The organism is Coprococcus sp. TM115-187 (assembly GCF_027679115.1).
GTDB lineage: Bacteria > Bacillota > Clostridia > Lachnospirales > Lachnospiraceae > Allocoprococcus > Allocoprococcus comes.
In genome coordinates, this window is the sequence record NZ_JAQEKS010000021.1 from 1 (window position 1) to 23236 (window position 23236).

23 protein-coding genes are annotated in these 23236 nt (G+C 41.7%); 11 read left to right on the forward strand and 12 right to left on the reverse strand.

Going from position 1 to position 23236, the window contains the following annotated elements; genetic code table 11:
* The first annotated feature begins 114 nt into the window (after nt 1-114).
* Entirely contained in the window at nt 115-1458 is a 1344-nt protein-coding gene (locus tag PGW42_RS12140) for a D-serine ammonia-lyase (protein ID WP_270204012.1), read from the forward strand.
* Nucleotides 1459-1628: 170 nt separating this feature from the next.
* Here PGW42_RS12140 and PGW42_RS12145 read toward each other — a convergent pair whose 3' ends face one another.
* From PGW42_RS12145 to PGW42_RS12175, 7 genes are all read right to left on the reverse strand, one after another.
* Nucleotides 1629-1859, reverse strand: a complete 231-nt coding sequence (locus PGW42_RS12145) for a hypothetical protein (RefSeq protein ID WP_055155952.1) — start codon at nt 1857-1859, stop codon at nt 1629-1631.
* On the reverse strand, nt 1847-2104 hold the full coding sequence (locus PGW42_RS12150) for a DUF3990 domain-containing protein (protein WP_227084783.1): 258 nt from the start codon (nt 2102-2104) through the stop codon (nt 1847-1849). The genes PGW42_RS12145 and PGW42_RS12150 overlap by 13 nt, the downstream gene beginning before the upstream one ends.
* Nucleotides 2061-2276: a DUF3791 domain-containing protein gene (locus PGW42_RS12155; protein WP_055155951.1), complete on the reverse strand. Its 216-nt coding sequence runs from the start codon at nt 2274-2276 to the stop codon at nt 2061-2063. Before PGW42_RS12155 ends, PGW42_RS12150 begins: the two co-directional genes overlap by 44 nt.
* Before the next feature lie 52 nt (nt 2277-2328).
* Nucleotides 2329-2757: a hypothetical protein gene (locus tag PGW42_RS12160; protein ID WP_117558053.1), complete on the reverse strand. Its 429-nt coding sequence runs from the start codon at nt 2755-2757 to the stop codon at nt 2329-2331.
* A 69-nt stretch (nt 2758-2826) separates the two neighbouring features.
* On the reverse strand, nt 2827-3033 hold the full coding sequence (locus PGW42_RS12165) for a helix-turn-helix domain-containing protein (protein WP_005341250.1): 207 nt from the start codon (nt 3031-3033) through the stop codon (nt 2827-2829).
* Between the two features lie 326 nt (nt 3034-3359).
* Complete coding sequence (locus PGW42_RS12170) at nt 3360-5090, reverse strand: ABC transporter ATP-binding protein (RefSeq protein WP_270204011.1); 1731 nt, start codon at nt 5088-5090, stop codon at nt 3360-3362.
* 2 nt (nt 5091-5092) lie between these two features.
* Nucleotides 5093-6841, reverse strand: coding sequence for an ABC transporter ATP-binding protein (locus PGW42_RS12175; RefSeq protein WP_117824030.1), 1749 nt, complete (start codon nt 6839-6841; stop codon nt 5093-5095).
* Nucleotides 6842-7184: 343 nt separating this feature from the next.
* On the opposite strand from PGW42_RS12175, the gene PGW42_RS12180 reads away from it, so the two are divergent.
* Nucleotides 7185-8033, forward strand: coding sequence for a LysR family transcriptional regulator (locus tag PGW42_RS12180; protein ID WP_117835971.1), 849 nt, complete (start codon nt 7185-7187; stop codon nt 8031-8033).
* A 133-nt stretch (nt 8034-8166) separates the two neighbouring features.
* On the opposite strand, the gene PGW42_RS12185 is transcribed toward PGW42_RS12180, so the two are convergent.
* Together PGW42_RS12185 and PGW42_RS12190 are read right to left on the reverse strand one after the other, a co-directional pair.
* On the reverse strand, nt 8167-9351 hold the full coding sequence (locus PGW42_RS12185) for a sensor histidine kinase (RefSeq protein ID WP_117824032.1): 1185 nt from the start codon (nt 9349-9351) through the stop codon (nt 8167-8169).
* A complete protein-coding gene (locus PGW42_RS12190) occupies nt 9348-10088 on the reverse strand; it encodes a response regulator transcription factor (RefSeq protein ID WP_270204010.1) in 741 nt (246 codons plus the stop codon). The genes PGW42_RS12185 and PGW42_RS12190 overlap by 4 nt, the downstream gene beginning before the upstream one ends.
* A 45-nt stretch (nt 10089-10133) precedes the next feature.
* On the opposite strand from PGW42_RS12190, the gene PGW42_RS12195 reads away from it, so the two are divergent.
* Genes PGW42_RS12195 through PGW42_RS12205 form a run of 3 tightly spaced genes read left to right on the forward strand, consistent with a single transcriptional unit; the run spans nt 10134 to nt 12138 of the window.
* Nucleotides 10134-10274 carry a CD1871A family CXXC motif-containing protein gene (locus PGW42_RS12195; protein WP_020435933.1) on the forward strand — a complete coding sequence of 47 codons (141 nt, stop codon included), beginning with the start codon at nt 10134-10136 and terminating at the stop codon, nt 10272-10274.
* Nucleotides 10267-11154, forward strand: a complete 888-nt coding sequence (locus tag PGW42_RS12200) for a 4Fe-4S binding protein (RefSeq protein WP_117558043.1) — start codon at nt 10267-10269, stop codon at nt 11152-11154. Before PGW42_RS12195 ends, PGW42_RS12200 begins: the two co-directional genes overlap by 8 nt.
* A gap of 42 nt (nt 11155-11196) precedes the next feature.
* On the forward strand, nt 11197-12138 hold the full coding sequence (locus PGW42_RS12205) for a TlpA disulfide reductase family protein (protein ID WP_118199478.1): 942 nt from the start codon (nt 11197-11199) through the stop codon (nt 12136-12138).
* 176 nt (nt 12139-12314) lie between these two features.
* Here the strand turns inward: PGW42_RS12205 and PGW42_RS12210 are convergent, their stop codons facing one another.
* Nucleotides 12315-13391: a M42 family metallopeptidase gene (locus tag PGW42_RS12210; RefSeq protein WP_118219167.1), complete on the reverse strand. Its 1077-nt coding sequence runs from the start codon at nt 13389-13391 to the stop codon at nt 12315-12317.
* Nucleotides 13392-13403: 12 nt separating this feature from the next.
* Entirely contained in the window at nt 13404-14165 is a 762-nt protein-coding gene (locus tag PGW42_RS12215; RefSeq protein WP_117824036.1) for a creatininase family protein, read from the reverse strand.
* Nucleotides 14166-14579: 414 nt separating this feature from the next.
* On the opposite strand from PGW42_RS12215, the gene PGW42_RS12220 reads away from it, so the two are divergent.
* From PGW42_RS12220 to PGW42_RS12245, 6 genes are all read left to right on the forward strand, one after another.
* Nucleotides 14580-15338 (forward strand): GntR family transcriptional regulator, encoded by a 759-nt coding sequence (locus PGW42_RS12220; protein WP_270204009.1) that lies wholly within the window; start codon nt 14580-14582, stop codon nt 15336-15338.
* Between the two features lie 202 nt (nt 15339-15540).
* Nucleotides 15541-17301 carry a diguanylate cyclase domain-containing protein gene (locus PGW42_RS12225; protein WP_270204008.1) on the forward strand — a complete coding sequence of 587 codons (1761 nt, stop codon included), beginning with the start codon at nt 15541-15543 and terminating at the stop codon, nt 17299-17301.
* A gap of 195 nt (nt 17302-17496) precedes the next feature.
* Nucleotides 17497-18414, forward strand: a complete 918-nt coding sequence (locus tag PGW42_RS12230) for an AraC family transcriptional regulator (RefSeq protein ID WP_270204007.1) — start codon at nt 17497-17499, stop codon at nt 18412-18414.
* A 177-nt stretch (nt 18415-18591) separates the two neighbouring features.
* On the forward strand, nt 18592-20010 hold the full coding sequence (gene melB, locus PGW42_RS12235; RefSeq protein WP_270204006.1) for a melibiose:sodium transporter MelB: 1419 nt from the start codon (nt 18592-18594) through the stop codon (nt 20008-20010).
* A gap of 33 nt (nt 20011-20043) precedes the next feature.
* A complete protein-coding gene (locus tag PGW42_RS12240; protein WP_270204005.1) occupies nt 20044-22287 on the forward strand; it encodes an alpha-galactosidase in 2244 nt (747 codons plus the stop codon).
* Nucleotides 22288-22290: 3 nt separating this feature from the next.
* Nucleotides 22291-22920, forward strand: coding sequence for a YczE/YyaS/YitT family protein (locus tag PGW42_RS12245; protein ID WP_270204004.1), 630 nt, complete (start codon nt 22291-22293; stop codon nt 22918-22920).
* 36 nt (nt 22921-22956) lie between these two features.
* Here the strand turns inward: PGW42_RS12245 and PGW42_RS12250 are convergent, their stop codons facing one another.
* On the reverse strand, nt 22957-23232 hold the full coding sequence (locus PGW42_RS12250) for a hypothetical protein (RefSeq protein WP_270204003.1): 276 nt from the start codon (nt 23230-23232) through the stop codon (nt 22957-22959).
* Nucleotides 23233-23236: the final 4 nt, after the last annotated feature.

Below are 23236 nucleotides of genomic sequence, written 5' to 3' on the forward strand. Positions count from 1 at the left end.
TGGAGAGTACAAGAACTTGTGAGTAGATAGATATTTATATCATCAAAAGCATACTCGTTGAAGTAGGAATGAAACATAGAAGTTTGTAACTTTTTATAAGTTTTCAGTAACGGTATGAAAGCAATGGTTGATTTGAAAATGCTGGAGGAAAAGACTCCGATTTTGAAGGAGATCTGTAGTGAAAAAGAGGTGTTCTGGAAAAATCCGGACAAAACAGCTTGTGGGGAAGCAATGGAACAGATCGAACTTGGTATGGAAGATGTAGAAGATGCGGAGCGCAGACTAGAGCGTTTTGCACCGTTCATTATGAAATGTTTCCCGGAAACAAAAGAGAGAAACGGAATCATCGAATCTGTTCTGACACCGGTTCCGAAGATGAAGGATTTGCTGAATGAGAAATACGACAGCAATCTGGAAGGGAACTTATTATTAAAGCAGGACAGCCATCTGGCGATCGCCGGTTCGATCAAGGCACGCGGCGGTATTTATGAGATTTTGAAACACACAGAAGAACTTGCAATAGAGCATGGAATTTTGAGTCTGGAAGACAATTATGAGAAACTGGCGAGTGAAGAATGCAGAGAGTTTTTCAAAAAGTATACCATTCAGGTGGGTTCCACCGGAAACCTTGGACTGAGTATCGGAATCATGAGTGCAGCAGTTAGCTATCAGGTGATCGTACACATGTCAGCAGATGCGAAACAGTGGAAAAAAGACTTGCTCAGAAGCCACGGGGTAACAGTAAAGGAATATGAGTCAGATTATAGTGAAGCGGTGAAAAACGGACGTGCTTTATCTGATGCAGATCCGAACAGCTACTTTGTGGATGATGAAAATTCAAAAACACTCTTTCTTGGTTATGCAGTAGCGGCAAAACGTCTGCAAAAGCAGTTGGAAGAAAAGAATGTTACAGTAGACGAAGAACATCCGCTCTTTGTATATATTCCCTGCGGAGTAGGCGGAGCACCGGGTGGTGTATGCTTTGGACTTAAGCTGCTGTTCGGAGATTATGTACACTGCTTTTTCATAGAACCGACACAGGCACCGTGTATGTTAGTCGGAATGGCAACCGGACTGAACCAGGAGATTTCCGTACAGGATATAGGGCTTACCGGACTTACCCATGCAGATGGGCTTGCCGTGGGACGTCCTTCTGGATTTGTAGGCAGAGTAATGAAGAATCTGCTTGGCGGCGAATTTACTATCCGCGATGGAAAATTATATGATTACATGAGAGACCTTCTCGGAACAGAGAACATTTTCCTTGAGCCAAGTGCTTGTGCTTCTTTTGAAGGACCAATACAGATTGAAAGGAATGAATCTGCACATAAATATTTACAGGAGAATCATCTTGAAGAGAAAATGAAAAATGCGACACACATTGCATGGGCAACAGGCGGAAGTCTTGTGCCGGAAGCAATTCGTGAAGAATACAAAAACACGTATCTGGAGAAATAAAAAGAACCGGCTGATTCATGAATGCCGATTTCTGGTATAAAAAAACTGAGGTCATTGTTCCATGATTAGGAAATGCTGACCTCAGCGTTTTTGAAATATTTAATTGTTGCTCTATATGGAATAAAAGTTTTGCTCGCCATTGTTGTATAAATTTAAACTCACATTCCATATCAGGATTTCTTTAATTCTTCCCTATACAATTCGGTTATATATGCCGGACCATTGCACCACAGTTTTGTTTTCTCATCATACAGTGCTTTTCCTGTCTTTGAACATAGAAAATCTGTCAATACCTCTTTTCTGTCCTTGCCCGTCTCTTCTGCGATTTCTTCTGTCACCATAGCGATAAGAAGGTCGATTGTATAATCCAGTTTTTCTTTTGGAATTGTTACTTCAGCCATATCTTCTCACCTTTCACAAATTTCAGACACTCAATAGCGGATTCTGTTTTGAAGCAATATTGATCTTTTAGTTTATTGGGCAGCAACTGTCTGATGCAGAAATCGTCTGCTTCCTTATCGCCTGCTGTCCCGAAAGCCCCGGCAAGATAAGCAGTAAGGGTAGCGTTTGTTGCATCATCCGCAATCTTTCCTGCAATGATATCATACCTTGCCATTTCTTTGCAAAAATTCAGTAATATCTTCAAGCACAGCTTCATCACCTTCACAATGAAAAATCCCATAGCATTTTTCTATATATCCAAGAACATCGGCTTCTTTAAACAAGTGGATAATCTGTTCAACAGGTAAATGCCACTCTTCTGAAGCAAGCCGGATTAATCTTGTTTGCATGAAAGTAATCTCTGTTTTCTCACTCATAATGAATCCTCCTTAATTTCTTGGCCAATAATACTGGAATTTTTTACTCTTATCAATAACCCCAAGTCATCAGATTCCATTCTCCGCCTTCACTCCGTGCAAGCCACCATGACCAAGTGTATTCTTCGTTAGCTTCCCATGCACCGCCACCTTTTTCCGGCGAACGGAAACTGCTTTCAAATGCAATACATTGCGTAAAGGCTTCTTTATTATCATCCGTTCTTAAATTGTTCATCCATTCAATGTTATCTGCATTGTTGCATTCTTCATCAGGCATATAAGAAAGGCTATGCAATTCACAGCCCTCAAATGAAGTGAACTGCTTTTTTATAATCTCAATGGCAGAGTCTATTTCTTCTTTTGAATAAACGGAAGATGTTCCATAATCAATTTCCACTTTTGATGTATCGCCGTCTTTTCCGCATCCGGCAAAGAGAAGAACCAGCACAATGCAAAGCATTACGGTTATAATCTTTTTCATAGTGAATACCTCCAAATACCGTTTTTTCGTTCTCTGCGACTTCCCGATAAACGGGAAGTTAACCTCCTGTTACTCATCATCTGTAAATTCCATCATCTCATCAACAGTGCAGTCTAGCTTCTTGCAGATCTTCTCAATCGTCTCCATTGATACATACTGATTTTTCCCCATCCGGGCAAGAATATTTCCACTGATTCCAGTGAGGTACTGCATCTCTATTCGCTTCATATTTTTATCTATGAGCATTTTCCACAATCTGTTATAACTTACGCCCATAAGCTATCTCCATATTTCTCATTCAAATATATTTTGATTATATCATGACCGTTGCTTCGCAACTATCATGATCCAATTCGCCGTTCGCCAATCATGCAAGCATGTTGGCTCTCTTGCACTCATTATATCACGATTTCGTTAGGTCGAATACCTGTAATTTTTGATTTCTTCTGTAAAATGGAAAAGAGGATGCCCCGGCAAAGGGCAGCCTCTCCAACCATTTATTCTGAATTAATCAAATGGAATCTCACCATCTGGTGCTTCCATGAATCCATCCTTAACTGTTTTGGATGTTTCCGACGAATCCGCTTAGCACCGTTATCCTTTTATGACACTGCCTGGAACTGGCTGTTATACAGATGACTGTAGAAGCCGCCTTCTTTCAGCAGTTCTTCATGGGTTCCCTGCTCAATGATCTTACCGTCTTTCATGACGAGGATCAGGGAAGCGTTGCGGATCGTAGACAGACGGTGTGCAACGACAAAGCTTGTACGACCTTTCATCAGGTTATCAAATGCTTCCTGTACCTGCAGTTCGGTACGGGTATCGATACTTGAAGTCGCTTCGTCCAGGATCAGCATTGGCGGCAGACAGAGCATAACTCTTGTGATACACAGGAGCTGTTTCTGTCCCTGACTGATGCTGTCCTCATGCAGGACGGTATCAAGTCCCTGCGGAAGTCTGCGGATGAAATCCCAGCTTTTTGCCTCTTTTGCTGCCCGGATGATTTCTTCATCCGTGGCATCCGGTTTTCCGAAGTTGATATTTTCACGGACAGTACCGGATTTGATCCAGGTATCCTGAAGCACCATACCGAAGCTCTTTCTGAGTGAATGTCGGGAAATCTCATCGATCGGTTTACCGTCGATACAGATTTTTCCGGAATCCACGTCATAGAAGCGCATCAGGAGGTTGATAAATGTTGTTTTTCCGCATCCGGTAGGACCTACGATCGCAATACGCATACCAGGTTCAACCTGAAGGTTAAAGTCTTCAATCAGAGATTTACTCTTGTCATAGCTGAAATCTACGTGGTCGATATCCACATTTCCATCCACCTTTTCAAGTACTTCAGAAGAATCGTTTACTTCTTCCGGTTCTTCTAAGAGGTCAAAGATACGTGTCGCACATGCAAGGGCGTTCTGCATTTCCGTGATTACGGATGTAATGTCGTTGAATGGCTTCATGTACTGGTTCGCGTAAGAAAGCAGTACGGAAAGACCGCCGACAGTCAGGGCTCCAAGCGGGATCAGGAATGCACCTGCAAGTGCTACGGCAGCGTAAATAATGTTGTTTACGAAACGGGTGGACGGATTGGTAAGGCTGCTGTAAAATACGGCTTTCTGGCTGTATTCTTTGAGTTCTTTATTGATCTCATCAAAACGCTTTGAAGCCTTGTCCTCATATCCGAATGCCTTGACAACCTTCTGATTTCCGATCATTTCCTCGATCAGAGCAGTCTGTTTTCCACGAGTTTCACTCTGCTTTTTAAACATGGTAAAAGAGCGTGAGGAAATAAATTTTGCCACCAGGAAGCTGAGTGGTGTCAGAAGGATGACCATCAAAGTGATCCACACGTTCTTGGAAAACATGAAGATCAAGGTTACAACAACGGTCACAACGCCGGAAAATAACTGGGTAAATCCGAGCAGTAATCCGTCAGAAAGGATATCGGTATCGGCAATGATACGGCTCACAATATCGCCGGTGCTGTTCTGGTCCAGATAAGAAAGCGGAAGCTTCTGGATGTGGCGGATTGCCTGGGATCGGATATCCTGTACAATATGATAGGTCATGCGGTTATTGACAAGGTTCATGATCCAGATTGCGGCTGCAGCGATCACTACGAACAGAAGAATCTGCTTCAGATAGAGCCACATCTGGGTAAAGTTTACCTTGTGTGCTGCTACGATCTCATCAATCGCATTACCGAAGAGAACCGGCACATAAAGCTGAAGAACCACTGATATTCCGGCAAGGATGATGCTGAGGATCAGGAGAATCCAGTATTTTCCGATATATTTAAAAAGCTTTTTCATTATACTGTCTTTTTTCATACCTACATCTCCCCTCTTTCATATTTTGCACGGTCTTCCGGGAACTGTGAGAAATAGATCTCACGATAAACTTCGCAGGATTTCATAAGTTCATCATGTGTACCGGATCCGGCGAGTTCTCCATTATCTAATACTAAAATCTTGTCTGCCTGGCGGATGCCTGCAACCCTCTGGGATACCAGGAAGGTTGTTGTCTCTCCTTCCAGTCCTGCGAGGGCTTTCCGAAGTGCTGCGTCAGTTGCAAAATCAAGTGCGCTTAAGCTGTCGTCGAGGATCAGGATTTCCGGCTTTTTCACAAGAGCGCGGGCAATGGTAAGACGTTGACGCTGTCCACCGGAAAGGTTCTTTCCGTTCTGCTCGAGCATGAAATCAAGTTGTCCGTCTTTTCCTTCTACGACTTCTTTTGCCTGTGCAACTTTCAGTGCATCCCAGATCTCGGAGTCAGATGCATTTTCATTGCCCCATTTCATGTTATCGCGGATGCTGCCTTTGAAAAGGACGGAGCGCTGCTGTACGATTCCGACCTTGTCGTGGATTTCCTGATTGGTAAGCTCTTTTACATTGCGTCCATTCAGTTTAACGGTTCCGCAGGTTACATCATAGAAACGGGAGATCAGGCTGACCAGAGTGGATTTTCCGCATCCGGTACCACCGATGATACCGACTGTCTGCCCTTTTTTTACAGAGAAACTGATATCAGAAAGGCTTGATGCACCGGCACCTGCATAGGTGAAGGATACCTTGTCGAATTCAACTTCATTTGCAGAAGGATCTGCCTTTGCAGAAGGGGTTTCCGGATAATGCATGGTAGTCCTGATATCCAGGACACCGGCTACACGGTCTGCACATGCCATCGCCTTGTTCAGTGTAATGATCAGGGAAGCCAGCTTGATCAGTTCGACGATCATCTGTGCCATGTAGTTGTAAAGCGCGACAACCTGTCCCTGATGCATGGTTCCGAGATTGACCTGGAGTCCTGCTCTTGCAATCAGGATGACAGTTGCAATGTTGATCAACACGTAGGTAAATGGATTTAACAGGGCGGAAATTCTTCCGACAAATTCATTTAACCTGGTCAGTTCGGTGTTGCTCTTTTCAAATTCATTTACCGACTCTTCTTCGCGGCAAAATGCGCGGATCACGCGGACACCTGTCAGATTCTCACGGGTAAGTCCTGTGACACGGTCCAGGGCAGCCTGCACTTTTTTGAAAAGCGGGATGCTGACCAGCATAATGAAAATGACGCCGACAAATAAAAGAGGGATCGCCACAACGAATACCAGCGCACATTTAAAGTTGATCGTAAATGCCATGATCATCGAACCGATTACGATAAACGGACTTCTCAGAAGAAGACGAAGTCCCATGTTGATGCCGTTCTGGACCTGGTTGATATCATCGGTCATCCGTGTGATCAGGGTGTCCGTACCGATCGTATCAAGTTCGGTAAATGAAAAGCCCTGAATGTGGTCAAATACGGCCTGTCTTAAATTGGTTGCACAGCCGACACTCGCTCTTGCAGCAAAATACTGTGCGGTAAAACTGCAGCTAAGACCGACTGCAGCCATGAGGATCAGCACCAGGAACATCTTTACGATGTAGCCGTGGTCATTGTTTGCAATACCAATATCAATGATCTTGGCGACAACCACCGGAACCAAAAGATCAAATACGACTTCCAGCAGTTTGAATAATGGTGCAAGAATACTTTCTGTCTTGTATTCTTTCAGATAAACCCAAAGTTTCTTCAAACACACTCACTCCTGTTCTTTACTTCTTAGTTTTTTCTTGACTTACTCATTATAATGCGCTACCATCAATATGAATAATATTGTTTTTATGACAGCTTAATATAAAAAAAGTATAACAATGTGAGTGGCAAAAGGTATTTTGACCTATTTGATACCAGATTGCTACGTGCTTTGCACTCTCGCAATCCTCAAAAACATTCGTAATCCGCTCATTTTTCTTTGAAAAATGGCTACTTACTCATGTTTTTGGCGGGTCAAGAGGTCAAAAATCCTCTTGCAAGCAAGCTTGCATCGGCTTTTGCCCCTGGTATCATCATATAACTAAACGGAGGGAAAAAAGAAAATGGAACTCAGACAGCTGGAATATTTCCGGGAAATCGCGAATACGGGAAGCATCAATGAAGCGGCGAGAAAGCTCAATATGTCACAGCCGCCCCTCAGCTATCAGATCAGGCAGTTGGAAAATGAACTGAACGTGCAGCTGTTTGAGCGTACCCATAAAGGGGTGATCCTGACGGCGGCAGGTAAGCTTTTGTATGACCGTGCGGCGAGCCTTCTGGATTATGCCAGATCGACAGAGCTTGAGGTGTCCCAAACGGGTAAAAAAAGGGTTCTGAGAATCGGGATCACGCCGACGACGGTCGGCACAGTCATGCCGTTTATCGCAGAATTTTCAAAGAAAAATCCCGACGTGAATTTTGAGGTTCACGATGGGATCACGTATACGTTATATGATTATCTTCAGGAAGGGATCATCGATATTTCGGTTGTCCGCACGCCGCTCCGGCTGGATGATGTGGAGTCCGCAGTCCTGCATTCGGAGCCGATGATCGCTGTTTCCAATCCGGAGATGCCTTCAGAAAGGCGAAAATCACTCATTCTTGAAGAGTTAGTCCACAGACCGTTAATTCTCTACCGGCGCTATGAAAAGCTGATTATGGATGCATTTCACGCGCAGAATCTGGTTCCGGAGGTGTTCTGCCTGTGTGATGATGCCAGGGGCGCTACCCTCTGGGTGAAGGAAGGGCTTGCCACGGCGATCTTCCCGCAGTCCATGGAGCCGCTTTGCGAAGGGCTGGCTTGTCAGGTGCTTGATGAACCGGATCTGGTGACGAAGATCCTTCTGATCTGGCAGAAGGGGCGGAAGCCGACGGCGGTAGTGCAGGATTTTATGGATGTCTGTCTGAAATAATTTAAACCGTATCAAAAATAATAATCCTTGGTTTATTTTTGATACGGTAAGTGAATTGTAAGACGGATTCTCCATGTTCTGGCAGGTGGAAGCGATAAACATCAGTATGATCGATTTGCGAATTGTTTTTCGATTATACTGCTTTTTCAAAGTCTGCCCCTATACCCATTTTCACTTCAAATGTCGTCCCGCTATGCTTATTTGTATAAACTTCAATCGTTCCGTCATGAACCCGCACAACTTCCCGCACCATCGCAAGACCAAGCCCCACACCTCCGAGTTCCCGGCTTCTTGACTTATCTACCCGGAAGAACGGTTCGAAGATCTGCTCCCTGAATGCTTCATCAATTCCATTTCCTGTATCCGAAACCTTCAGAATAACTTTGTTCTTCTCCTTTATTGCCGATACCGTAACGGATCCATTTTCCCGATTATATTTAATCGCATTTTCCACAAGATTATATAGCATTCTGTAAATCAGAATATCACTCCCTGTCAAAAACAATTCTTCATCTGCCTTTGCTCCTGCTCCCTGTGACCTCTGTATCAGTTCAACCTTTTTTTCCTGTGCCAGCGGTTCCAGATCTGTCAGCACTTCCTCGATCAGACTATGGAGCTCAATTCTGTCATTTCGCGATACGGTCTGTAATTCGCTCATATCCAAAAGCGTTCTGACCAACTTGCTAAGACGTTCATTCTGCTCCGTTACCATCTGAATAGTCTCTCCTGCCACTGTTGTACTATCCGGATGTTCTGTTGTATGGTATAGATCCAGCTGTGCCTGGATTAAAGCCAGTGGAGTACGTAACTCATGTGCTGCATTTCCTGTAAACTGACGCTGTGTCTCAAATGATTCCGAAAGTCGCAAAAGCATCTTGTTATAAGAAGTACGAAGTCGGTCTAATTCTGCGATTCTATTCTCTTCAATCGTATAATCCGCCAGATTCTGTGCCTGAACCTTTTCTACTGTCTCTGAAAATTCTTTGAGTGGTTTTAATGCCCTGCCGCTGACAAAAAATGTAACTGCGCCACCAATCAGTGCCACGACAACAGTAATCAGAAGACTTCTATTTCTATAATCTGATTTCGAATTATAAACCTTCGTAGCAAACTGCGCTGCAAAATCATCCCATTCATTATCCGGAATATCAATATACACTGCCTCCGGTGCGGCACTTTGATCCGTAACAGTCTCCTGAAGCGTGTCAATATAATAGACTCCGTTCTTATATAGGAAAAATGTAAGACATCCACACAATACTGTAATCAACACCGTCGTAAGAATCGTCAGTCTCCACTGGAGTGATATTTTTTTCATGCTTTACCACCTCCTCCTATCTTATACCCCTCACCGATCTTATTCACGATCGGATCATAACCAAGCCCGGCTTTCAGTTTCTTTCTCAGAGAAGACATATGCACTCGGATCGAGCCGCTGAAACTATCCACAGAAGAATCCCAGACATGCTCGATCAGTTCTTCCTGACTGACCGGTCTTCCCTGATTCAAAAGAAGATACTCTAGAATTCCATTCTCTTTTCTTGTCAATGCAACCGGCTTGTTTTTTGCATATGCAGTCCTTTCTCTTGTATCAAAACGAAGACTGCCACATTCCAGACAGACATTTTTTTGTACAAACTTTCTTCTTGTCAGACTTCGCACACGGGCTTCCAGCTCTTGCAGATGAAAGGGTTTTTCCATATAATCATTTGCCCCCGCATCAAGACCGTCAACCTTATCAGCGATCTGACTTCTCGCAGACAGAATCAATACCTTTGTCTCTTCATTTTCCTTTCGAAGTTCCCGGAGAATATCCATCCCATCCATCCCCGGAAGGTTAAGATCAAGCACGATCAAATCATACATTTCCGCATAGATCATATCCAGTGCTTTCTCTCCGTCATTACACGTGTCTACCTCATATCCTGCCTGGTGCAGACTTTTCGCAATCATATCACATAATTTCTTCTCATCTTCAACAACTAATAATCTCAATTTATTTTTCTCCATTTTCTTAACAGGAATTTTACATCCTCTATTGTATAATGCAAACATCGAAAGGTCAATAAACGGACTTTGAACATTGAAAGGAGTATTTTAATGAAATCTGAAAAAGCAACACAGATTCTTTTACTTGCAGCCGGTCTGGTGTTTTTCCTTGTCGGGATCTTCCGCGGAGAAGCAGCGGTTGTACTTAGTAAGGCAATAAAATTATGTATGGAGTGTGTTGGAATTGGATAAGAAAATGAAATCAAACAAAAACTTTCTGGCCCGCTTCCGCGGATGGATTCAGGCAGCTGCTACACTGCTGACCAACATTCACATCCCGAATCTGTTTAAAGGGAAAATTTATCAGGGAAATGTAAAAACGATGTGCGTCCCGGGACTAAACTGTTACTCTTGTCCTGCCGCTACCGGAGCATGTCCGATCGGAGCATTTCAGGCCGTGGTCGGTTCTTCAAAATTCAAATTTACCTACTACATCACCGGATTTTTCATCCTGTTAGGTGTTCTGTTAGGACGGTTTATCTGTGGATTCCTCTGTCCGTTTGGATGGTTCCAGGATCTGCTGCATAAGATTCCGGGCAAGAAACTTTCCACCGCAAAACTGAAGCCTCTGCGGTATCTGAAATATGTGATTCTGGTCGTCTTTGTTATACTACTTCCGGCATTTGTAACCAATTCACTTGGTATGGGAGATCCTTTCTTCTGCAAATACATTTGCCCACAGGGCGTACTTGAAGGCGCAATTCCGCTGGCACTTGCCAACTCAGGAATCCGTGCCGCACTCGGACATTTATTTACATTTAAGTTCACAATCCTTGCGCTTTTTATCATCCTGAGCATCTTGTTTTACCGTCCATTTTGTAAATGGATCTGCCCGCTGGGTGCTATTTACTCACTGTTTAACAAGGTATCTTTTCTTAAGATTCAGGTTGATCATGAGAAATGTGTTGGCTGCCAGAAATGTAGTCGTGTCTGTAAGATGGATGTCAATGTAGTAGACACACCAAACCATCCGGAGTGTATCCGATGCGGAGAATGTATGAAAGCCTGTCCGACTGATGCAATCTGCTATCATTACGGATTTTCAAACAAAAAAAAGGCTGACAATAAATAAACTAAAACGAACAAAATAAAATTGAAAAGGAGATTTAAACTCATGAAAAACAAAACACTTAGAACAAACTCAATGAAATTAAAAAAGGTAATTGCTGCATCCCTTGCCATTTCTGTACTTTTTGCGTTTACAGGCTGCGGAAATTCCTCCTCAACAGACAATACAAACACAAAACAGGAATCTTCTTCCACAACAGAAACGGGCAGCGCAGACGAGCTGAACAAAAAACGGGATGACCTTTACCAGCAGGAAAACCAGCTTTTTGCTGATCACAAAGATGCATGGGACAAAGCCTTTGGTCTTATGAACAAGAACGCTGCCGGTGATGCCATGAGCGAAAACTATGCTGATTCCCTCGCAAGCACAGTGGAATCTAACAAAGACTCTTTCTCTGAAGAAGAATATGAAACTCTGTGCAAAGACATCGAGACAATCCGCGGAATTGAAGAAGAAATTGCCAAGCTTGAGAAAGAGATTGCTGCATCCGATTCTTCTGACAGCTCTTCCTCCAAATCAGACGAATCCACAGCTGTATTCAAAGGTTTCAAAGGAAAAGATCTGGATGGAAACGATGTAGATGACAGTCTTTTCGCTAAAAACAAAGTTACAGTTGTAAACTTCTGGTTCAGCGGATGCAAGCCATGTGTCGGAGAGCTCTCTAAGCTGAATGAATTAAATGAGAAACTCAAAGAAATGGGTGGCGAAGTTGTTGGTATCAACACGGATACTTTAGACAACAATGAAGCCGGAATTAAAGAGGCAAAAGAAATCCTGAAAGCTCAAGGCGCTTCCTACAAGAACCTGACTTTCGATTCTAATTCAACAGTTGGAAAATATGCAGGAAACATTATGGCATTCCCGACAACAGTTCTCGTAGATAAAGACGGAAATATCATTGGCGAACCTTTCATGGGTGGCATTGACGATCAGTCAAACTACGATCAGCTGATGAAGCAGATCCAGTCCGTACTTGACCAGAAATAATTCATTTACTGAAGATGTATGCTAAATGAGGCTGACAAAGGTTGAGCACATTTGGGGCAGACCACCAGTGTTATCTCACCCGAAATCTTTTCAACGAAGATAAAAAATGGATTTTATGCAGTTTCTGCTTATCTCAGCTCCTGCATAAAATCCAGAATTTTTTTAATGTATTGTATTTAAAAACTCATAATCTGCTCTTCGTCAAGTCTTTTAAGAATTTCACATGCCAGCTTAACCGCATTATCAAAATCAGCATAAGCTGAAATTCCGTAATGTGTATGTGCATAGCGAACCGGAACTCCGATAACGATAACCGGAACCGCTTTTTCAGACAAATGTATAGCTGCACCATTTGTTGAACCGGCACTGCGAACTGCATCCTGAACCGGAATACCAAGCTTTTCTGCCAGATCCAGTGCATATCTTTGATAATGCGGATTGGTGATCATACGGGCATCAATGTGACGCAGCATCGGTCCTCGTTTGATAGCTGTCTGAACCATATACGACTCAACGCAGGTATCATCTGCCGGGCATCCCTCAAAAACAATTGCGATATCCGGTTTAATTACCTGTGTTGTCACGGTGGCACCGCGCACACCAACCTCTTCCTGTGCTGCACAAGCACCAACAATATCTACATTCAGATCCTGACCAGCCAGGGTATGCATGGTCTTAAGAATTGCCGCACATCCCAGACGGCAGTCAAAGCTCTTGCCCACCATCAGATCGGTGGTTTCTGAATATGTAAATGTCACATCCGGCACTACCGGTTCACCGATACGAATGCCGAATTTTTCAACCGCCTCTTCTTTAGAAACAGCGCCAACATCAACCGTGATATCTTTCATATCCAGAGGAGCTTTACGCTCCTGCTCTGTCATGAAATGCGGAGGCTTGCTGGCAGTAAGTCCCGGAATATATTCTCCGAACCGGTTGCGAACCAAGACTTTATGAGCCGGAATATTATGGTTAACCCAACCTCCGACCTGAATGATGCGGAGAGTTCCGTTCGGGCAGATAGCCTGCACCATAAACCCAACCTCATCACTATGTGCGTCAAGCTGAACAACCGGACGTTTGCCGTTATTTTCTTTACGGCGGATATATAGGTTGCGCATGCGATCTTCTGTAATTTCTCCGAGTCCTTCTGCGTAAGGACGAATTGCTGCAACCACTTCATCTTCGAAACCGGATGTACCGTTTGCATTTGAAATTGCTGCAATCATTTCAAGCGTTGTTTTTTTATCCATTCTGACACCTCTTTATGAAAGTTTTATTTTCTTGAATTCTTCCATGAAATCAACAATATAGTTTGCTGTGGTCTCAAGCATCTCCTTGCCCCACTCTTCTGTAGCGGTATTCGGATGATCCGGTCCGATCCAGCCGTTGTCTGTTACATGCGGAGTATTGCGTATAATATCAACGTTAACTCCCTTGAACTCAACAGAACAGAAACCGGTTGTCTTCAGATTTTCAGACAGGTGCTTAAACTGGAGTTCACCGCCTATCTCACTCTTATCAACTAAAGACGGATCAATTCCAAGAATCGCAGCTGTTTCCTCACCACCGCCGTGGCCGCCTTTCCACGCCGGGTTCATATCCCATGCCATCAGCCACCAGTTAAGCATAGCCACCAGACAGCCCTTATCTTCGAATTCCATGCCAAGACGTTCAATCATCTTGATGTTTCCACCATGTCCGTTCAGGAAAACGAATTTTCTTGCGCCGTGACGATACAGACTCAGAAAAATCTGACGGCAAAACTGATAGAGTACCTCATTGTCAATATCAATTGTACCCGGATACGGAGCTAAATACTGGCAGGAACCATACGGAATCGTCGGAGCAATCAAAACATCACTCTTCTTCTCGATTTTCTCCAACAAATGCTCCGGAATCAGTGTATCGGTTCCTAGTGGCATGTGACGGCCGTGACACTCAATACTGCCGATAGAAATAAGTACCATATCGTTTTTTTCAAAATATTCCTGGGCTTTCGGCCAGGTCAAATTTGTAAGTCTCATAAGTTCTCTCCTTCCTACTATAATTATTCTTCTCAGCTGAAAATCGGACTATTCGGAAACCAGACAGTCCGACATCCATCAATTACTGCGTTGCTTCCTATTCCCCTTTAGGATTTTTTTATGACAATGCAGAATTTTTGAGCTACTCTTGATAACCCAAGTATAGTCCATGCAAATATGATTGTCAACAATTTCAACTTAATGTTAACAGCGGGAAAATAGTGCTTTCGTTTTTGCCAACAATCCACTATAATTATAATAAGTTTTTTGCTAACGGACAAAAGACATCCGTATAATTTTTTCTATTAATTAGTAAGAAAATGAAACATGCGAGAAATTGGCGGTATGTTCTACTATGAACCAAGCGTACCTATCGAAAACGGATACTTATTCTGAAAATTTTATGAGGTAAATATGCAGAAACAACGAAAAACATCAAATACTACTACATCAGAAATTGTTCTTGAATCTCTGCGGGAGCAGATTATCAATGGAATCCTTCAGCCTCAAGAAAAACTGGTAGAGGCTGAAATTGCCCGGAAATTCGGACTCAGCCGAGGTCCTGTGCGCGAAGCACTCCGACAGCTCGCCGTCGAAGGTTTAGTCGATTACTGTCCTAACAAAGGATGTACAGTCGCACTGCTTTCTCCACAAGACGCTTATGAAGTCTTTTTTCTGCGCGGCAGCCTTGAAAAACTGGCAATCCAAAAAAGTAACTGCCTCCTTAGTGACTATAGTCTCATGATAATGGAAGCCAGTATTGAAGAATTTCGAAAGGCTATTCTCGAAGGCAATACTATGAAGGCTGTTCGTGCAGATGAGACATTCCACCTGCAGATCATTCGTTCTGCCCAGCTTAACCGACTGACCAAAATGTGGGAGCTGCTGAGTCCACTGAATGGTGCCATGTTCCTCTCGGTTCAAAATGCTAATCGCTTTGGACAGTTAAGCGGAGATGCTGAAACGCTTCAGAATGCCAAATGCTTAGAACCAAACACACCGGATCCAAATACCTCTTATAACGGAGGCGCTGCGGTATGGACACACCAATGTCTGTTGGAGGCCATCCGGATTAACGATCTCCAGACAACCTGTGATCTTTTGGATCAGCATTATGAAGAAACCGGCAGACGTGTATATAGACTTTCACTCATGAAAGAACAGAGTTTTTGATCCGTTTCATTGATAATGGTTTGAGGGGTTCATAATATGTTTCTTTTGTCTTTTGGATCGACTTCATCAGCAAGGATTTCTTTCATTTCATGTATAAGGATTATGCACAGTCCGTTTTTTCATAAAACTTATTCTGTTTTTCAACTTCTGTGATATAATGCTTTATTATAATAATTCCCATGGACAAAATGAGGTGAACCAAGTGAAAAAGAAAACACTTGTGCCTCTTATTATTTTTTTACTGGGCATATGCTTTGTTAGTTTGATTGTATACAAAACAGACACCCACGAAAAAGAGCAGAGACACATAACAGCACAATTAAACGTAGCCACCTATGGCGAACGAATAAAGAATGAAATTACAAATGGAATTGAGATCACAGATACCTTGAAGCAAATCTTAATAAGTGAAGATGGCGAAATCCATCAGTTTGAAACAATTGCAGGAAATCTTATGTCTGATTCTATTGAAAGTGTACAGCTCGCTCCTAATGGTGTTGTTACAGATATTTATCCGGCTAATGAAAAGGAGGCAGGTAAGATTGATTTGATCCATGATAAAGACCGCGGAAAAATTTCCTGTTACGCAAGAGACAACCATACAATCATTACGCAGGGACCCTTCAAATTAAAACAGGGAGGATATGGAATTGCAGTCCGCAATCCCGTATACCTGAAAGATAAAAACGGACATGAGTATTTCTGGGGATTTACTATTGTTATCCTGCGTGTTCCGGATATTTTTTCAGATTCAATCAGTGCACTTTCAAATTTTGGATACGAATACAAAATTTCAAAAACAGACGCTCCATGGAGTGATACTTATAAAGTGGTTTATCAATCAGATGGGCAAATAAATCGTCCTGTTTCTTATACATTTACAATAGGAGATGAAAACTGGAAATTTGAAGTAACTCCTAAAAGTGGATGGAGAAATGCCACATTATTGATAATCATCATCGGAATATTTCTTACAATAAGCCTTCTCCTGTCAGTTCTTACCAGAGTATGGTTAGTAGCAAAAGAACATAAGAAAAAGTTTCAGATACTGGCGCGCACAGATTCTCTTACAAATATTTATAACCGCTATGGATTTGATGAATTTGCAGAAAAAATGATTCAAAAAAATCCAAAAGCACATTTTGTGGCTGCGCTCCTTGATATCGATGATTTCAAGTTTATTAATGATATCTATGGACATAATTACGGAGACAGGGCATTAAAGAATCTTGCAGACAGCATGAAGACTTTTTTCCCATCCGATGCATTACTTGGAAGAAATGGTGGTGACGAATTCTGCATTCTTTTACCAAATTGTACCTTTGCAGAAGCAGATATACAGCTGCAGAAATTCACCAAACTTCCTAAATCATTCTCATACCATGGTAAGGAACATGCATTTTATATTTCTCTAGGATATGCAGAATATCCAACATTTGCATCCAATCGTTCACAACTCATGCGCTGCGCAGATGCCGCTCTTTATGAAATAAAGCTTCATGGAAAAAATGGATGTATGGTCTACAGAGAAGGATTTCGGTCAGGTGCCCGCAAACAGCTTGGATTCGCATTCAAGGATATCGCGGAACATCTTCCAGGTGCATTCATCATATACAGAGCTGACAAAGAAGATGATGAACTATTTTTTGCAAATGATGAATTTCTTCATATGTCAGGATATAAAGATATAGATGAACTGTTCAGACTTACTAAGAAAAGTTTTCGCAACTTGATCCGGGAAGATGAACAGCAACGGATAGAATCAAGTATCTGGGAACAGATTGACAGTGGTAATGAAAATGACTATATTCACTTCCATCTTCGAAAAGCTGACGGAACTTATTTTTCTGTGCTTGATCATGGAAGAATTGTAGAGAACTCGCAATACGGAAAGGTATTTTACGTATTGTTTATGGATTGGAAAGATATGCATATTCGTTACAATGATAAATTCGCAAGATAATAAAATATTGCAAAAAACAGAGCGTATGATCTATTTTCATATTAATACTTGGTTTGAAAACTGATGGAAGAATAACATGATACTGCGATAGAATAAGGAAAACGGTTAAACTAACTATTGCTGAGTGAGCAACAGCAAAAGTAAGCATGACTGGAAAGTGCTTGTGATCTTAGGGATTAAGAGAGGATACAGATTATGGAAGATTCTTACGTATTACAACTGTTGAAACCAAAGTTTAAAGATTTTCATTTGTGTTTCTGCGGATTTGCAGAATGTAAGCCATTACATAGCTATGGACCGGCCGCAAGACCCAATTATATTTTGCATTATGTAATGAAGGGCAAAGGTATCTATCAGGTTGGTGAAACGAAGTATCCGCTGAAAGAAGGACAGGCCTTTCTGATTGAACCGGAAAGCCTTACCTTTTATCAGGCAGATAAAACGGACCCATGGTCTTACCTTTGGGTAGGATTTGGTGGTACGGAGGCACAGAGATTTGTCAGAGATCTCGGACTGAACAGTCGTCAGCTTACATGCGAGTGTGAATATGGGGAAGAACTGAAAGAAATTGTATTTGAAATGCTTCATCATACGAGTTCAACTGCAGAAAATCTTTATTATCTCCAGGGAAAATTGTATCAGTTTTTCTCCGTGCTGGCTCGCGGGATTGAAATTCAGCAATATGCGGATGATACAAAAGAAAGTATACATGTACAGGAAGCAATTGCCTATATAAAGAATTACTATTCACAGAAAATCACAGTGGAAGATATAGCTGATTATCTGGCACTTAACCGAAGTTATTTATATACAATATTTAAGAACAGTCTTGGAATCTCGCCGAAGGATTTTTTGACGAAATTTCGAATTTCCAGAGGAAAGGAGCAGCTCACACTTACAGATCTCTCTGTGGAGGAAATCGCAGTTTCTTGTGGTTATCGCAATTCACTTGCTTTCGGCAAAGTATTTAAACAGAAAATGGGAATGACGCCGACCCAATATCGTAATGATAACAGAAAGGCTGCCCGAGAACAATTGATCAGTGCACAAAACGAACTGAAAGAATACAAGGAACATAAAAAAATTTATGTAGGAGAAGTCGAAAAAGAATAGACGAAATGTTGAAAAAGATATCCGATACCTAACATTTGAGATATAATGCTTAACAAAAAGGTATAACGGATGTCTTTTTTTGTACGCTATACTAGTATCAGCAGATATAAGGAACAAGTGCACAGGTTTCTTCACTCAGATATCAAATAAACAAAGGAGTATTAGAGGAGGAGAATCATGGAAAATCAAAAAGATACTCAGAAAAATCCGCAATATAAATATGCGTCTACAAGAGAAAAATTATGTTTTGGAATTGGAGCAATCGGCAAAGATGCGATTTGCAATTTAGTAGGAGCATTTTTAATGCTTTATTTTACAGATACTTTGTATCTGGCACCGGCATTTGTCGGCGTACTGTTTTTGGTAGCAAGAATATGGGATGCGATCAATGACCCGATGATGGGAATGATCGTTGACAATACACATACACGTTTTGGTAAATTCAGAATCTGGCTTGTAATCGGAACATTGGTAAATTCAGTTGTATTTGTTTTGTTATTCCACAGTTTTAACCTGTCAGGAACAGCATTGTACGTATATGTATCCGTTATGTATATCTTATATGGAATGACTTATACGATCATGGATGTACCTTACTGGTCATGGCTTCCGAACTTGACAAATGATCCGCACGAACGCGAGAAAGTATCCGTGATTCCAAGATTTTTCGCAAGTCTTGCAGGATTTTCAGTAGCAACATTTGGGCTTTATATTATCAATTACCTGAATAAAGCAGCAGGCGAGAGCAATCTCTACGCAGAAAAAGGATATACACTTTTTGCAATTATTATCGCAGTTATTTTCATCGTTACAATCGGAATTACTGTATTTAATGTAAAAGAGGAATCAACAGTAGGTATATCAGCAGAAAAGACAAGTCTGAAACAGGCATTTCATGTAATTGTAAAAAATGATCAGTTGCTTGCATTTATCGGATTACTTTTGACATTTAACCTTTGTACACAGATTGCAAAAAGCTTTGCTGTGTATTATTTCAAATGTGTATGCCACGATGAATATCTGTATTCTATCTTTGGATTTGCAATTATTGCTGAGATGGCAGGACTTTTATGCTTCCCAAAAATCGCAGCAAAAATTAGCCGTGAAAAGGTATACGCATTTGTATGTGGACTTCCAATTGCTGGATTTGTACTGCTCGGTGCAGCAGGATATGTAGCACCACAGAGTAATGTATTAGTTGTTGTATGTTGTGCACTGCTTTTCTTCGGATCAGGTCTTTCACTTGGAGTAACAACATGCTGTATGGCAGACGTTATCGACTATGGAGAAGTAAAATTTGGTGTACGAAATGAAAGCGTAACATGCTCTGCACAGACATTTCTTATGAAGGCAGCTACGGCAGTAGCAGGTGGATTAACAGGAATTGGTCTTCAGATTGTAGGATACAACGCAAAAGCGGTAACTCAGAGCGCAGCGACCGTAATGGGTATTCGCGTGTTAATGCTTGTGATTCCAATCATTCTTGCATGTGCAAGCTTTGGTATTTACAAAAAATACTACACTTTAAAAGGTGAGAAGATGGAAGAAATCACAAGAAAAGTAAATGAAATGCATGCGAAAAAGCAGACAGCTTAAGAGACAACAATTCAATTGTAAAAGAGGTAGTATATGAGACAGATTATTTTTCACGAGGAAACAAAAACTTTCCATTTATACAATGAAAAAATCAGTTATATCTTATGTGTATTAGAAAATGGACATCTGGGACAATTATATTTTGGAAAACGACTTCATGATAAAGCAGATTTTTCTTATCTGGTTGAGAAATGTGAACGCCCAATGACATCGTATATATATGAGTGGGATCGTACTTTTTCATTGGAACATATCCGACAGGAATATCCGGTTTACGGTACGACAGATTACAGACATCCGGCAATTGAATTGTTGCAGGAAAACGGCAGCAGGATTAGTGAGTTCCAATATGACAGTTATGAGATCATTGATGGAAAACCAAAGCTTCCCGGATTGCCGGCAACATATACGGAGTCCGAAGGGGAAGCACAGACATTGCGCATCTTTCTGAAAGATGCTCTGACTGGTGCAAAACTGGCACTTTTATATACGATTTTTGATGAATATAGTGCAATTGCAAGAAGTGCTTATATTGAAAATGCTGGTGAGAAAAATCTGCATGTATTAAATATGATGAGCTTAAGCCTGGATCTTCCGGATAAGGATTATGAATGGATGCAGTTGTCCGGTGCGTGGTCCAGAGAGCGCTATATTAAGAATCGAACATTGGAGCAAGGCATAACAGCTATCGACAGCATGCGCGGAAATTCTTCTCACGAACATAATCCGTTCCTTGCTTTAAAACGTCACAACACAGATGAGAATGCAGGAGAAGCAATTGGAATAAGCCTTGTATATAGTGGAAATTTCCGTATGCAGGCAGAGGTAGATACACATAATGTGACACGAATTACAGCCGGGATCAATCCAGAAGGATTCGATTGGAAATTAGAACCGGGAGAAAGCTTTCAGACACCGGAAGCAGTTCTGGTTTACAGTGAAAATGGATTAAATGGCATGAGTCAGACATTTCAGAAGCTGTATGCAAAGAGACTCGCAAGAGGGTATTGGCGCGATAAGGCAAGACCGATTTTAAATAACAACTGGGAAGCAACTTATTTTGACTTTACAGAAGATCGCCTTGTAGAGATTGCCGGGAAAGCAAAAGAATGTGGAGTAGAACTGTTTGTCTTAGATGACGGATGGTTTGGTGCGAGAAGAAATGACAGAGCCGGTCTTGGCGACTGGGTGGCAAATGAAGAGCTTCTGCCAAATGGCATCAAAGGTCTGTCAGAAAGAATTGAAGCACTTGGATTAAAATTCGGCCTTTGGTTTGAGCCGGAGATGGTAAATAAAGACTCTGATCTTTATCGAGCACATCCAGACTGGATTTTACAGACACCTGGAAGAAATACATCACACGGCAGATACCAGTATGTACTCGATTTCGCAAGAAAAGAAGTAGTAGATTATATTTATGGTATGATGACAAAGTTATTATCGGAGTCGAAAATCTCATATATTAAATGGGATATGAACCGAAGCATTACGGAATGCTATAGTAACAAACTTCCTTCAGACAGACAGGGAGAAGTGTTCCATCGTTATATTTTGGGTGTATATGATCTGTACGAGCGGTTGACAAATGAGTTTCCAGAAGTATTATTTGAATCCTGCGCCAGCGGTGGCGGAAGATTTGATCCGGGAATGCTGTATTATGCACCGCAGGGATGGACAAGCGATGATTCGGATGCAATTGAGCGTCTGAAGATTCAGTACGGAACTTCTATGTGTTATCCGCTCAGCAGTATGGGAAGCCATGTGTCTGTTGTCCCGAATCACCAGGTATTTCGCAATACTCCATTACATACAAGAGCGAATGTAGCATACTTTGGAACTTTTGGATATGAACTGGATCTCAACAAATTGACAGAAGAAGAGATCAAAGAAGTAAAAGAACAAATCGCATTTATGAAAGAATACAGAGAAGTGTTACAGTTTGGAACATTTTATCGTCTGAAAAGTCCATTTGAAGGAAATGAGACGGTATGGATGGTGACAAATGAAGACCGAACGCTTGTAATCGTAGGCTACTATCGTGTTTTAAATGGAGTGAATCAGCCGTATAGCCGTGTTAGATTACAGGGATTGGACCCGGATATGGTTTATGAAAATGTATGGAATCATACAGAAAATTACGGAGATGAATTGATGAATTATGGATTGATCACATCTGATGTGACAGCTGGTGAAGTGCCAGGAAATGTGACTCCTTGTACCGATTTTGAATCCAGAATCTATATGCTGAAAGGCAAAAAAGTTCAGGAGGGAAGATAGGTCATGACGAAGACAAAAAGAACTGGCGGAATGGTACTGGGAATATTGTTTATTGGATTATGTGTATCTTTCTTACGACTTTCACAATTTGGCGTGGATCCATTCAGTGCAATGAATCTCGGAATCAGCGGATTTATCGGATGGAGCTTTGGAACGTGGCAGTTGCTTGTCAATGCGATCATTCTTGTAGTTGTATTCTTTCAGGCAAGATCCTGCATTGGTGCGGGAACCATTATCAATATGGTATTTGTCGGATATATTGCAGATTTTATCTGTTATGTAGCAAATGATGTAGTGCAGATTCAGATGAATCTGCCACTGCGTATCCTTGCACTGCTGATTGCTCAGCTGATGGCATCCATGGGAGTGGCATTATATATGGTCGCAGATATGGGAATCGCTCCATATGACAGTGTCGCAATTATAATCGAAAAACTGACACATCAGAAAATTCCATTCCATAAAGCAAGGATCCTTTCGGATGTTGTTGTCGTGATTATCGGAATCATATTTGCCACTGCATCTGGGGAGGGAATCTGGTCGGTAGTAGGGATTGGTACAATTATAAATGCCTGCTTCAATGGTCCATTAATTCAATTTTTTAAAACAAAACTGGAGAGATTTTACTTGTAAAATCTAAGGATTACAATTCTCCAATTCTTGCAAGGCTCATATCCAGAACGGATACGGGCCTTTCTTTTTCACCAGTAGCTTCATCCAAACCTTCATATTGAATAATGAATCCTTCTCAAACGAAAATTCCAAGCGCTCGAACATTTCCTTATCATCACCGTAAGTGTAAACGCTGTCATATATCATCCATTTTCGATTTGATCCGGTTATCATTCGCGGTGTATTCGACATGAGGATAGTTTCTTCTGGAAATTGGGTTGGAATCGTTCCATAAAGTAAGCGTCCGTTTTTGTTATAAATGCTATCATTCATTTAG

Bases quoted from the DNA above. Each gene is read 5' to 3' on its own strand.
- PGW42_RS12140 (WP_270204012.1), top strand. From the start codon at position 115: ATGAAAGCAATGGTTGATTTGAAAATGCTGGAGGAAAAGACTCCGATT.
- PGW42_RS12145 (WP_055155952.1), bottom strand. From the start codon at position 1,859: ATGGCTGAAGTAACAATTCCAAAAGAAAAACTGGATTATACAATCGAC.
- PGW42_RS12155 (WP_055155951.1), bottom strand. From the start codon at position 2,276: ATGAGTGAGAAAACAGAGATTACTTTCATGCAAACAAGATTAATCCGG.
- PGW42_RS12160 (WP_117558053.1), bottom strand. From the start codon at position 2,757: ATGAAAAAGATTATAACCGTAATGCTTTGCATTGTGCTGGTTCTTCTC.
- PGW42_RS12165 (WP_005341250.1), bottom strand. From the start codon at position 3,033: ATGGGCGTAAGTTATAACAGATTGTGGAAAATGCTCATAGATAAAAAT.
- PGW42_RS12170 (WP_270204011.1), bottom strand. From the start codon at position 5,090: ATGAAAAAAGACAGTATAATGAAAAAGCTTTTTAAATATATCGGAAAA.
- PGW42_RS12180 (WP_117835971.1), top strand. From the start codon at position 7,185: ATGGAACTCAGACAGCTGGAATATTTCCGGGAAATCGCGAATACGGGA.
- PGW42_RS12185 (WP_117824032.1), bottom strand. From the start codon at position 9,351: ATGAAAAAAATATCACTCCAGTGGAGACTGACGATTCTTACGACGGTG.
- PGW42_RS12190 (WP_270204010.1), bottom strand. From the start codon at position 10,088: ATGTTTGCATTATACAATAGAGGATGTAAAATTCCTGTTAAGAAAATG.
- PGW42_RS12195 (WP_020435933.1), top strand. From the start codon at position 10,134: ATGAAATCTGAAAAAGCAACACAGATTCTTTTACTTGCAGCCGGTCTG.
- PGW42_RS12205 (WP_118199478.1), top strand. From the start codon at position 11,197: ATGAAAAACAAAACACTTAGAACAAACTCAATGAAATTAAAAAAGGTA.
- PGW42_RS12210 (WP_118219167.1), bottom strand. From the start codon at position 13,391: ATGGATAAAAAAACAACGCTTGAAATGATTGCAGCAATTTCAAATGCA.
- PGW42_RS12215 (WP_117824036.1), bottom strand. From the start codon at position 14,165: ATGAGACTTACAAATTTGACCTGGCCGAAAGCCCAGGAATATTTTGAA.
- PGW42_RS12220 (WP_270204009.1), top strand. From the start codon at position 14,580: ATGCAGAAACAACGAAAAACATCAAATACTACTACATCAGAAATTGTT.
- PGW42_RS12230 (WP_270204007.1), top strand. From the start codon at position 17,497: ATGGAAGATTCTTACGTATTACAACTGTTGAAACCAAAGTTTAAAGAT.
- melB (WP_270204006.1), top strand. From the start codon at position 18,592: ATGGAAAATCAAAAAGATACTCAGAAAAATCCGCAATATAAATATGCG.
- PGW42_RS12240 (WP_270204005.1), top strand. From the start codon at position 20,044: ATGAGACAGATTATTTTTCACGAGGAAACAAAAACTTTCCATTTATAC.
- PGW42_RS12245 (WP_270204004.1), top strand. From the start codon at position 22,291: ATGACGAAGACAAAAAGAACTGGCGGAATGGTACTGGGAATATTGTTT.
- PGW42_RS12250 (WP_270204003.1), bottom strand. From the start codon at position 23,232: ATGAATGATAGCATTTATAACAAAAACGGACGCTTACTTTATGGAACG.